Origin of the sequence: Wolbachia endosymbiont (group A) of Lypha dubia (genome assembly GCF_964028575.1) — a bacterium.
GTDB classification, from domain to species: domain Bacteria; phylum Pseudomonadota; class Alphaproteobacteria; order Rickettsiales; family Anaplasmataceae; genus Wolbachia; species Wolbachia pipientis.
Genome location: NZ_OZ034796.1, coordinates 1,001,440 through 1,013,248, shown reverse-complemented (window position 1 = coordinate 1,013,248; position 11,809 = coordinate 1,001,440). Strand labels below are relative to the sequence as shown.

The following is an 11,809-nucleotide window of genomic DNA, read 5'->3' as shown; positions in this document are numbered from 1 at the left end:
AAAATTTTTCTGATATAAAAAAATATTTTGATTTTTGCGGACGAATTTTGAACTCACCGTACATATATAATATAGGGGGCTTAATTAAAAATGTCAATACTCACACAGTCAGGAAGAGCAGCAATAGCAGCCAGCATCAAAAAGCAATCTATCCATCTTGCTTGGGGAAGTGGTGATTCAAGCTCTGGAAGTAGCCACAAAGTAGAAAAAACTTTCGTTAAGGGTGAAATAAAATTTGATCATCAACCTATTTTTGATCGTCAACCTATTAAAGATGTGAAGGTTTTTACAGGGCAAACAACTTATCAGCCAAGTATTGACTATACAGTTAATGGCAGTACTGGTGTAATAAAACTTACGGAAAATAGCTCTATTCCAGTAAGTGATAAAGTTACTGTAGAGTATAGTGAAAGCACACCACCAGAGCTGATAACTTCTGAAAAGCTGCTCAATGAACTTGGCAGACGTACTGCAGACGAAGTGCTATTCTGCACAGGTGATGAAAACGGTGAACTTATAACTCCATCTGGAAGGTTTAGGCCCTCAAATGTACCAACTAATAATCTTGTATCTTGAAAAAAGCATCTAGTGTTTTAAGCTTAAGCATTGGATGGAGAAGGGAAAATTTTGTTAATAATCTTAGATATAAAATCTGTGATAGAGTTAAGAATCCCTTCTCAAAAGTTAAGGCTGGACGGTATCTTAGAAAGACCTAAATGGTTCTAATTCTGTATTCACAAGGTTAGCCTTACTTTTCATTTTAATGGTAACATATGGAGTGATATATGATCAACAACTTTTTAGGAATAGATGTTTCAAAAGAACACTTTGATGTTTCTCTCTCATTCATAAGTAAAAAAGGAAAACGTGAAACTAGAAAAAGGAAATTTAAAAACGATAATACTGGGTTTCAAGGCCTGCTGAACTTGCTACAAAAACATAACGTAGAAGAAGTAAAAGCTTGCATGGAATCCACTGGTTGTTATAGCGAAGCTTTGGCTGAATTTCTGCACAATGCTGGATATTTTGTTAGCATTGTAAATCCTTATTGCATAAAATCTTATGCAAGGAGTAAGCTTGTACGGCAAAAGAATGATCAGACTGACGCAGAAATTATAGTAGATTATTGCCAAAGACAGGAACCTTCTCGTTGGACGCCACCTTCTCCTGAGAAGAAAAAATTAAAGCATCTTTATCGTTGTTCAGATGCATTAAAAGATGAGTTAACATTCGTAAATAATCATTTAGAAAAGAAAGAGAGAGAGACTGCATGAAGAAGTTGTAAATGCTTGGGAAAACCTTGCAATGAACATAGAACAATCAATAGAAACAATAAAAAACTCCATACGTGAACTATTAAGACAACACAAAGAATTGCTGGAAGATTTTCAACTCCTATTAACTATTCCAGGAATAGGAGAGGAAACAGCAATAGCTATTTTAGCTGAAATTCCTGATATAAAAGCTTTTATAAATGCCAGGCAATTAGCAGCATATGCAGGAACTATACCACAAAATATAACGTCAGGTTCCTCTGTATATGCCAAGCCCAGATTAAGCAAAGCCGGTTCACAAACATTACGTAAGGCAATATATTTTCCTGCTATAGTAGCTAAAAATCACAACCCTATCATTATGACTTTTTGTGAGAGGCTAAAAGAGAAAGGCAAGCATAATATGGCCGTTGTGGGAGCTGCAATGCGTAAGTTACTCCATATGGTTTTTGGTGTTTTAAGCTCAAAAAAGGCTTTTGATCCTGATCATATAAAAAACCGCAAAACAAGGTTATCTATGAAAAGCTTCCTTGTTTGATAGAGATTAAATGTAAAATTTGTATGTCAATACTCACACAATCAGGCAGAGCTGCTATTGCACTAAGCATCAAAGAGCAATCTATATATCTTGCTTGGGGAACAGGTGATTCAAACTGGGAAAGTAGCCACAAGGTAGAAAAAATCTTCGCAAATGGTGAATTAACGCTTGATCATAACCCTATTAAAGAGGTAAAGATCTCTAAAGAGTTGGCAGTCTATAAACCAAGCAAGGACTACACAGTTGATAGTAACACTGGTATTGTTAAATGTCTTGAAAATAGCTCTATTGCAGCAGGTAGCACAGTTACCGTAGAGTATACTCAAAATACACCAGCAGAGCCTATTACTTCTACAAAGCTGCTTAATGAACTTGGAAGACGCATTGTTGATGAAGTCCTTTTTTGCACAGGTGATGAAAATGGAGAACTTATAACTCCTTCGGGAAGGTTTAAATCTTCAAATATGCCAACCAATAATTTATATCTTAAATTTACCTTCGATTTCACGGATGCAGCAAATCAAGTAATCAAAGAGCTAGGAGTTATGGTTGGCACCAAAGTAAAAGAAGCTTTACCACCAGGGCAAAGATATTTTGAACCTAAAGATATTGAAAATCCTGGGATTTTATTGGTTTTAGAGCACACTGTGCCACTTATCAGAACCGCAGCTACAAGAGAAACTTTTTCCTTTGTTGTAACATTTTGACATATGGCAATAGTCTATTTTTTGAAAGAAAAACACTTAGATCAGAAGAATCAACAAAATCTAAGCTCATTTTTATTGACATGCAAGACGGTATCTCTATCTCAAATTTACTTTCGATTTCACAAACGCAGCAAATCAAGTTATACGGGAATTAGGGGTTATGGTTGGTACTAAAGTAAAAGAAGAATTACCTATAGGACAGAGGTATTTTGAACCACAAGATATAGAAGACCCAGGGATCTTATTAGTTTTAGAACACACTGTACCACTTATCAGAACATCTGCAACTCGGGAAACTTTTTCATTTGTTGTAACCTTTTAGAATAAAATGACTTTAAACGCCTATTATAACCGCTTTAATCCTGACAAAGAGTACGAAAAAAGTTTGTTCCTTGCAGGAAGAGGTCTACAGTCTGCAGAATTAAATGAGATTCAAGATTATGCCCTTTTGAGGCTCAAAGGCATAGGAGATGCGATATTCCGCGATGGTGATGTTATAACAGGAAGCAATTGTATTATAGATGCAAAAACTGGTAAAGCTACACTTGAGGGAGGAAAAATCTATCTGCGCGGTGCAGTTAGAAAAGTTGAAAAAGAAGAATTTGTTATTCCACTGAGTACCACAGTGCGTATAGGTGTTTATTACGTAGAATCTACCATTACAGAACTTGAGGACGAAAATCTTCGTGATCCTGCTATTGGTACAAGAAACTATCAGGAAGTAGGAGCTGCAAGGCTTAAAGTTTCCACCATTTGGGGTTATCAAGCAGAAGGTCTTTCTCCACGTTTTTCTGAAGGAGAGTTTTATCCAATCTATAACATTGAAAACGGAGTTCTTGTTCAGTATTCACCGCCACCACAAGCAAACATAGTAACTACTGCTCTTGCTCGTTATGACAAAGAGGCAAATGGTTCCTACGTTGTAAATGGCCTTGAAGTGATGTTCCTCCACAAAGAAGAAAAGGGAGAAGAAGGGGTAAAAAAAGGTAAAAAAGAAATATTTGTGATTAATGAGGGCAAAGCTCATGTTGATGGCTATGAGATTGAACTTCCTCACAGTATTCGTGTTTCTTTTGATGAAGATCCGGATATAAAATCAGTTGAATCAGAACCACATACTTTTCAGCCAAATAGCCAAAGAGTAATGGAACTGAAGGTTAATGATTTTCCAATAAGTGAAATTAAAAAAGTAGATATAACTGTTCAGAAAACCATTACTGTTACTCATGGTTCATACTCTGGAGCTATTGATCCGATACCTGACTCTGCAGTACTTGAGATTATTCAAGTTAAACGAGGCAATGTTATTTATGAAAATAGTATAGATTACAAATTAAACGCAGGAAACGTTGATTGGTCATTACCAGGTAAAGAACCAGCTCCTGGAAGTAGTTATCAAATAACCTACCGCTGTCGTACTCATGTAAGCCCTGAAGATATAAGTGAACAGGGATGCAAAGTAAAAGGAGCAGTTGATAACAGCTTGGTTCTGATTGATTACACCTGGAAAATGCCCCGCTATGATTTAATTACTATCGATAGCAAAGGAGTGGTAAGAAGAATAAAAGGAATTTCTCACCCTTGGCGACCATCAATGCCTAGAGCGCCTAGTGGACAACTTTTGCTCTGCTACATTCATCAGACGTGGAAAAAAGGCGAAGGGGTAAAAATAGTGAATAATGCTATTCATGCTGTACCGATGAATGAGCTTGAAGCAATGAAAAAAGGAATAAATGATCTTTATGCGCTGGTTGCAGAGGAACGTCTACGCAATGATGCAAATTCAAGAGAACCTACCACCAAAAAAGGAGTATTTGTTGATTCATTCTTTGATGATGATATGCGCGATCAAGGAATTTTGCAGTCTGCAGCAATAGTAAATAAGGAACTAATTTTACCAATAGATGTAACGATTGCTGATATTGATGGAGGAGAAAAAACTTATTTGTTGCCATATGAACTTGAACCGGTACTGGAGCAGCTTTTACAGACTAAAGGAGAAAAGATCAATCCATATCAAGCTTTTGATCCAGTCCCGGCACAAATTACTCTAAATAAAAATATAGATCACTGGACGGAGGTTACCACGAATTGGAAAAGTCCAGTAACCAGAGTGTTTAATGTTAAAGAAACAACAGAGCTGCTGTCAAGTACCTCATACGAAACTGAATTTATGCGAGAAGCAACTCAAAATTTTGAGATTGAAGGTTTTGCAACTGGTGAAAAGCTTAAGGAAGTAAAATTTGATGGCATAAGCATTCAACCTCAAGCATAGAAAATATTTGAAAGAAAAACATGATCGCAACATTTATTGCTGATAACAGAGGAAAAATAAAAGGAAGATTTACTGTACCAAGAAACATTCCTGCTGGGACTAAGTTAGTGCAGTTCTTCGGTGATAAAGGAAGTTATGGAGAAGCAACGTATACTGGTAAAAAAACAATTACCATAGAGGAAAGAAGAAGAGTGATCGCAGCAAGACGAGTTGATCCTTTAGCCCAAACATTTACGCTAAATGAGAGCAGACACATAGGAGGCGTGGAGCTATGGTTCGTAAATAGCAGCAAAAAACGTGTTGTTGTGCAGATTAGAGAAACAGCAGTGGGAATGCCCTCGCAGACTGTCATTGCTGAAAGTTATATTGAGCCGAAAGATATAAAAGTAGATGGCACAGCAACACGTATAGAATGGCCACCAGTGTTTTGCCATGCAGGAGAGGAGTATGCAATAGTACTGCTTACTGATGATCAGGGTACTGCAGTCAAAATAGCAGAACTTGGCAAATATGATGCAGTAAATAGCCGTTGGGTAACAAGTCAGCCATATCAAGTAGGAGTATTACTTTCATCTAGCAATGCAAGTACCTGGACTCCACATCAAAATTTAGATTTAACGTTTCGACTACTAGCTGCAAAATTTAGCGAAAATTCTCATGTTATTGATCTTGGCAAAGTTACAGCAACCAATACTTCAGATTTAATTGTTTTGACAAACGTCGAAAAAGTAGCATTTGATACCAATGTAGAATTTATCTTAACAGATGAAGAGGGAAGAGAAAACTTTTTGTCTGATAATTTGCCGCTTGCACTGCGTGAAAGAATAAATGGGGAATTAACGGTAAAAGCAAGCCTAAAAGGAGGGCGAGAGAAAAGTCCAGTGCTATATCCTGGGTTACAGCTAGTTATGGGTAATCTTTCTAAGAGTGCAGATTATGTAACTAGAAGCATTACAGCAGGAGCTAACACTAAGATCACCATAACATATGATGCGCTAATACCTGGCACTGCAGATGTAAAAGCATATGTGCAAAAAAATGTGGATTGGCAATTAGTAAATTTAACATCAGGAAAACCAATTGGAGAAAATTGGGTAGAGAGAGTCCACATACTGACAAACTTTAATGGCAATGAGACAAGGATAAAATTGGTTTTAAGTGGAACAGTTGTCTATCGTCCTAAAGTCAAAAATTTGCGAGTGATTATTACTTGAATCAATGCCAAATGACCAAAGCAAACGAGGATATACACTACCACATCCAGAAAATATTGCTGTGCAGGATGTTGTTCGTATCCGTACCACAATTAAGAAAATAGATGAAGATATTACCGAAAGAGAAGATGAGCATAATCAACTTAAGAGTAATTTTGAGCGGTTTAATTTTGAGACTTTTTTAAATTTTTGGAAATGAAAGAAGCAATATACCAAAGGATAAAGGATTTAGCAGCAAATAGCACACCTGATCAACTGGCATATCTTGCAAAATCGCTGGAATTGATAGCAGATAAAAAAGCTATTGCTGACATTGTGCAGATGACTGAGGTAAAAGAGATAATTGATGCACTACAAAAGAGGCTTAAGGATTTAGCAGAAAACAGTACACCAGATCAATTAGCATATCTTGCTAAAGCATTGGAATCAATAATCGACAAAAGTGCAGTTTCTGAAATTGTACAGATGACAGATGGTAAGCTAAAAGAACTTCTTGATAGTGCAAAAAAACACTTAACTGATCTGGATAATAAAAAAGCTAGTTCTTTAGCAGTGATCTCTGAATCAGAGAAGCAGTTATTAAAGAGAATTGATGAAAAAGGAACAACAAATTTATCGCTACTTGATACGAGAAAGAATGCCAATATTGCAGCAATAAATAGCATTAGTAACAGTCATAAAGATGGTCTTAAAGGTTTAGTGAATAACTTCCGTACTGTTAATGATGTGCCAAGTGGCTCATCAATTATTAGGGAAATAGAAACTCGAATTGAAAACATCCTTAATGAGGTAAAAACTCGGGATGAACAGTTAAAAGCGTCTCTTATAAATGAAATAAGAAAGCGCAACATGGTTGAACCAGGGTCATTACCTTTCTTATTTGGTGTACTTGGCAGAAAAAATAATTATTTTGGCCACGGAACTTTTACGACAGAGCTTGGAAAGTGGAGTAGTGATATAACAAAAACCGACTATATGTTGCAATTACTAGCAGGTAGCCATACATACGATACAGATTACGTTAGTTTTTATCGGCCAAGACAACTAAGTTTTATAGAGGGAAGTAAAGGAACATTTATTTACGGAGAGTCATGCACAAAAAGTTTTTCGGGTAGTTATGATGAGATATACTATTACCCGTATGCTGCACTTGGAGTAGTATTTGTAAAAAATACAACCAATGTGAACATAAATAAGACAATGGAATTTGTTGGATCATCGTATTCGAGTACGGAGTATGGGGGAGCAGGATTATTTGTGGGAACTCCTGATAATACTAATTCTAATAAATCAAGTATTTCAAAAATAGTATGGAAAAATGTTTACCAATACACGAGTTCTGATAGCAAGTTAGCCGGATCTGGTAATGTGGAGATTCCAGCAGGAAAAACAGTTGCAATATTACTTTACACATCATCTTATCTGTATTCCAGAACACAAGTTAGTCAAGGTATGCTTGCATCAAATTATGTACACAACTATGGTCAATTTATTCAGTGGGGGATTTATAACATACGTAGCAATTTTCTAACCACGGGGCTTGAAATAGATGTAGAGAGAACGCTAAAAGCTTGGCAATGTCCAGGATTAGAACAAACTGATCAAATATGGCAATAAGGAGGAATTTGTGACTATTTATATACGTTTTGAAAACCACAAGCAGATTGAAACAACAACACTTGAAAACAAGCCAACTGGAAATGATTGGTATGAAGCACCAAAGAATTTTGACTGGCAAAAAAGTTATTGTTTAACAGAAGGAGAGAAAATTGTTGAAAGGAATAAGGAAGATATTGAGCTGGAATTATTGGAAAATGCGAAACTTTCTGCACTTGATAGTGTGCGTTTTTATTTTAATAACTATACTAACGAATACGCTGGAAATTCTCACCAAAAAGCTAAATCGTATCAAATACAAGAAAAAGCAGCAAAAAGCATTCTAGCAGCACCAGAGTCTATAAGTAAAAAGGATACAGAAATTATAGAACCATTAGCAAAAGTCCGTGGTATTACAGTTATTGAAATGGCAAGAATAATTGAAGAAAAAGCAAAAAAAGCAGTAAAAGAAATAATTAAATGTGAAGAGTTGGAAGACATTACCAAGAAGAAAATTGCAGAAGCTAAAAGTGAAGTAGAGCTACAGACTTTGCTCGATGATTTCAGGAAAAAAATACAAAGAAATGGCTGAAGAATTTTTACATGGCGTAAATGTTATTGAGGTAACCTCAGGAGCAAAGACAGTACGTACAGCTAAATCATCAGTGATAGGTGTAATTGGTACTGCACCTGAAGCAGATGAGCAAAAATTTCCGCTAAATAAACCAGTGTTAGTTGCAGGAAGCTTAAAGGAAACAGCAAAGCTCGGAAAGAGTGGCAGTTTACCTTCTGCAATAAATGGAATATTTTCCCAGATTGGTGCAACAGTAGTAGTTATTCGAGTTAAAGAAAGTGAAAACAGCGATCCAAAGCTCAAAGAAAGTGAAACTATTCAAAGTATAATCGGTGGAGTTGATAAAGAGACTGGAGAATATCAAGGGATAGAGGCATTTCTCAGCAGTGAAAGTATAGTTCATGTTGCTCCAAGAATATTAATTGCACCTCAGTTTACTCATCAATTACCAGAAGATGCAGTGGTTGCAGCATTAATTTCTATAGCAGAAAAATTAAGAGCTATAATAGTAGCAGATGGACCAAATACTAATGATGAAGAAGCAATTAAATGGAGAAAAAGTGTAGGCAGCTCAAGAGTTTACGTAGTTGATCCTTGGGTTAAGGTATTTATTGAAGGAAAAGAAGAAATCTTGCCATCGAGTCCATTTGTAGCTGGGTTAATAGCTAAGATAGACAGCGAGCAAGGATTTTGGCATTCGCCTTCAAATAAAGAGATAAATGGTATTGTTGGAACAAGCAGGCCTATTGATTTTAGCTTAGGTTATGCAAATTGTAGAGCAAACCATTTAAATGAAAATGAAGTAACAACGATAATTCATCAAAACGGCTACAGACTTTGGGGAAATAGGACATGTTCAAATGACTCAAAATGGGCTTTTTTGTCAGTGAGAAGGACTGCAGATTTAATCAACGATAGTCTGCTGCGAGCTCATCTATGGGCAGTTGATCGCAATATTACCAAAACTTATATAGATGATGTGATTGAGGGGGTGAATTCTTATTTGGCCAATTTAAAAGCGCAAGGAGCAATTATCAGCGGAAAATGTTATGCAACTCCAGAATTAAACACACCAGCAAATATTGCAAATGGAAAAGTGTATTTTGACTTTGAGTTTACACCGCCATATCCTGCTGAGCAAATAATATTCAGGTCTCATCTTGTAAATATAAGTTAGGAGAAAGCAAAGTGTTACCCAAAATACTGAGAAATTTTAATGTATTCGTTGATGGTCGTGGTTATGCAGGAAAAATTGATGAAATAACCTTGCCGAAGCTCACCATTAAAACAGATGAATATAGAGCTGGTGGTATGGATATTCCAATAAATATTGACATGGGTATGGAAAAGTTAGAAGCAGACTTTACTTTTTCTGAATACGATACAGAACTCTTTCGGCTATTTGGGTTGATAAATGGAAATTCAGTTTCTTTGACACTCAGAGGTGGAATGCAAGGTAGTGGAAGTAATGATATTGAAGCAGTAATAATCAATTTAAGAGGCATTTTTAAAGAATTTGATTTTGGTAACTGGAAACCTGCTGAAAAAGCAACGCTGAAGTGTACTGTAGCTGCCCATTATTATAAACTTACGATAGGTGGTAATGAACTGATAGAGATCGATGCTGAAAATATGATTAGAAAGATAAATGGTGTTGATCAAATGGCACTACTTCAAACGGTGCTTGGAATATGAAGATTTTTAGAATTCTATTTTTTAGATGTTGATCAAAAACATTTTACAAGATTTTATTTTTTATAGGAGAATTTTATGCGTGCGCCAAGCAAAGTGCGTAAAGTCCAGTTGGTGAAAATCCAACCCAGGCAAAGCCTAGCCAGCAGGCTGGAACAAACCACTATGCTGCGTAAGGTAACGAGCGTAGTAAAGCTAGTGGAATGGACAACACAGGGTACAACGAAAGTGAAGGTATTGAGTCCCGAAATTCTCGATGTCATAGAGGTCGACACGTTGCATATAGTGGAAGACAGCAAGAAGGGTAACAATAGGGCAAGTTATCACTCACTCTATCGGGATCTGAGGCCGTATCACGTGTTGAGATGGAGTTTACGTAAACTTGGGAGATCCTTTGTATTCCTATTAAGGTACGTTGGAACAAGTCAACAAAGGCGAGTACTGACGGAAGATATAAAGGAAGTCGGACTGATTGATAGTACTCAGAGTGTGGGAAAGCCACATACAAGGGGAAGCGGTCAGCAATATAGTGACTGGTTTAGGAATTGCTATGCCAATACAACGGAGGTTGGAATAACGTGCAAAGAAAACTAAATCAGATAGCAGTAAGAGCCAGGCAAGATAAACGATTGAAATTTACATCGTTAATTCATCTGATAAACGCAGAGAATCTTGCTGAATGTTATAAAGAGCTAAAGCATAACAAAGCATGCGGTATAGACCAGGTGACAGTAGAAGCTTATGGAGAAAATCTTGAAGAGAAGCTCAACACTCTGGTGGATAGTATGAAAAGAAAGCGATATCAACCGCAACCAGTGAAAAGAGTATATATACCAAAAGCTGGAAGCAAAGAGAAACGCGGGCTTGGAGTACCGTCTACAGAAGATAAGTTAGTCCAGATAATGCTGAAGAAGATATTAGAAAATATTTATGAAGCTAACTTTCTGGATAACTCATATGGTTTTCGTCCTGGTAGAAGCTGTCATCAAGCGGTAAATGCACTAAATAAAGCAGTTATGTACAGACCAACTAACTATGTAGTAGAAGTTGATATCAAGAAATTCTTTGATAATGTCCAGCACAAATGGCTAATGAGATGCTTGAGAGAACGGATAACAGACCCAAACATACTGTGGTTAGTAAAACGATTTCTTAAGGCAGGAGTAGTCGAAGCAGGACATTATGAAGCAACTGAACTAGGCACACCTCAGGGGGGAATAGTAAGTCCTATACTAGCTAATATATACTTGCATTATGTGCTGGATTTGTGGTTTGAAAAGAAATTCAAGCTAAGATCTAAAGGTTATATGGAGCTAGTTAGGTATGCAGATGATCACCTGATTTGCTGCGAAAGAGAAAAAGATGCTAGAGAACTCTTAGAGTCACTGAAACAAAGGCTAGGAAAATTTGGACTGGAAATATCTGAAGACAAAACAAGAATAGTAAAGTTTGGCAAAAAGGAGTGGCAACAAGGAATAAGGGAGAAACGAAAAACGGAAAGTTTCAACTTTCTAGGATTCACCCATTATGGTACAAGGAGTCGTAAAGGTAGAGTAATGGTAGGTCATAAAACCTCGAAAGAAAATCTATCTAGAAAACTTAAAGAAATCAAAGAATGGGTGAAAAAGATCCGAAATAAAGTTCACCTTAAAGATTGGTGGTCAATACTTAAAGCAAAACTAACAGGACACTATAACTACTTCGGAGTTAGCGGAAATTACCGGTGGTTGAATAAATTCTTCTGGCGGGTAATCAAGCTAGCGTATAAATGGATAAACCGACGTAGTCAGAAGAAGAGTATGAATTCAAAGCAATTTATACACTATCTACAAGTTAATCCATTACCAAAACCAAGAATATGCTACTCATTATATACAAAATAGGAAATGCTGTGAATACTACATTGTGGAGCCGTGTGCGGGAAAGCTGCAAGCACGGT

At 36.6% G+C, this 11,809-nt stretch carries 9 protein-coding genes and 3 pseudogenes; all 12 read left to right on the top strand.

Annotated elements, in window-relative coordinates; genetic code table 11:
* Positions 1-90: 90 nt before the first annotated feature.
* Positions 91-567 (top strand): annotated as a pseudogene (locus ABWU72_RS05200) (hypothetical protein); the annotation flags it as partial.
* Between the two features lie 218 nt (positions 568-785).
* Positions 786-1,812: pseudogene (locus tag ABWU72_RS05195) on the top strand (IS110 family transposase).
* Between the two features lie 23 nt (positions 1,813-1,835).
* Entirely contained in the window at positions 1,836-2,519 is a 684-nt protein-coding gene (locus ABWU72_RS05190; protein WP_264706695.1) for a hypothetical protein, read from the top strand.
* A 94-nt stretch (positions 2,520-2,613) separates the two neighbouring features.
* Positions 2,614-2,841, top strand: a pseudogene (locus ABWU72_RS05185) (hypothetical protein); the annotation flags it as partial.
* 6 nt (positions 2,842-2,847) lie between these two features.
* A complete protein-coding gene (locus tag ABWU72_RS05180; protein ID WP_265017954.1) occupies positions 2,848-4,794 on the top strand; it encodes a DUF4815 domain-containing protein in 1,947 nt (648 codons plus the stop codon).
* A gap of 20 nt (positions 4,795-4,814) precedes the next feature.
* Positions 4,815-6,008: a hypothetical protein gene (locus ABWU72_RS05175; protein ID WP_265017955.1), complete on the top strand. Its 1,194-nt coding sequence runs from the start codon at positions 4,815-4,817 to the stop codon at positions 6,006-6,008.
* Positions 6,009-6,012: 4 nt separating this feature from the next.
* Positions 6,013-6,207, top strand: a complete 195-nt coding sequence (locus tag ABWU72_RS05170) for a hypothetical protein (RefSeq protein WP_265017956.1) — start codon at positions 6,013-6,015, stop codon at positions 6,205-6,207.
* Positions 6,204-7,625, top strand: a complete 1,422-nt coding sequence (locus tag ABWU72_RS05165) for a hypothetical protein (RefSeq protein ID WP_265017957.1) — start codon at positions 6,204-6,206, stop codon at positions 7,623-7,625. Before ABWU72_RS05170 ends, ABWU72_RS05165 begins: the two co-directional genes overlap by 4 nt.
* Before the next feature lie 10 nt (positions 7,626-7,635).
* A complete protein-coding gene (locus ABWU72_RS05160; protein ID WP_265017958.1) occupies positions 7,636-8,196 on the top strand; it encodes a hypothetical protein in 561 nt (186 codons plus the stop codon).
* Entirely contained in the window at positions 8,189-9,355 is a 1,167-nt protein-coding gene (locus tag ABWU72_RS05155; RefSeq protein ID WP_265017959.1) for a phage tail sheath subtilisin-like domain-containing protein, read from the top strand. The genes ABWU72_RS05160 and ABWU72_RS05155 overlap by 8 nt, the downstream gene beginning before the upstream one ends.
* 11 nt (positions 9,356-9,366) lie before the next feature.
* Positions 9,367-9,873, top strand: coding sequence for a phage major tail tube protein (locus ABWU72_RS05150; RefSeq protein WP_265017574.1), 507 nt, complete (start codon positions 9,367-9,369; stop codon positions 9,871-9,873).
* 575 nt (positions 9,874-10,448) lie between these two features.
* Positions 10,449-11,753: a group II intron reverse transcriptase/maturase gene (gene ltrA, locus ABWU72_RS05145; RefSeq protein WP_017531706.1), complete on the top strand. Its 1,305-nt coding sequence runs from the start codon at positions 10,449-10,451 to the stop codon at positions 11,751-11,753.
* The last annotated feature ends 56 nt before the right edge of the window (positions 11,754-11,809 follow it).

Bases quoted from the DNA above. Each gene is read 5' to 3' on its own strand.
- ABWU72_RS05170 (WP_265017956.1), top strand. From the start codon at position 6,013: ATGCCAAATGACCAAAGCAAACGAGGATATACACTACCACATCCAGAA.
- ABWU72_RS05190 (WP_264706695.1), top strand. From the start codon at position 1,836: ATGTCAATACTCACACAATCAGGCAGAGCTGCTATTGCACTAAGCATC.
- ABWU72_RS05180 (WP_265017954.1), top strand. From the start codon at position 2,848: ATGACTTTAAACGCCTATTATAACCGCTTTAATCCTGACAAAGAGTAC.
- ABWU72_RS05155 (WP_265017959.1), top strand. From the start codon at position 8,189: ATGGCTGAAGAATTTTTACATGGCGTAAATGTTATTGAGGTAACCTCA.
- ABWU72_RS05175 (WP_265017955.1), top strand. From the start codon at position 4,815: ATGATCGCAACATTTATTGCTGATAACAGAGGAAAAATAAAAGGAAGA.
- ABWU72_RS05165 (WP_265017957.1), top strand. From the start codon at position 6,204: ATGAAAGAAGCAATATACCAAAGGATAAAGGATTTAGCAGCAAATAGC.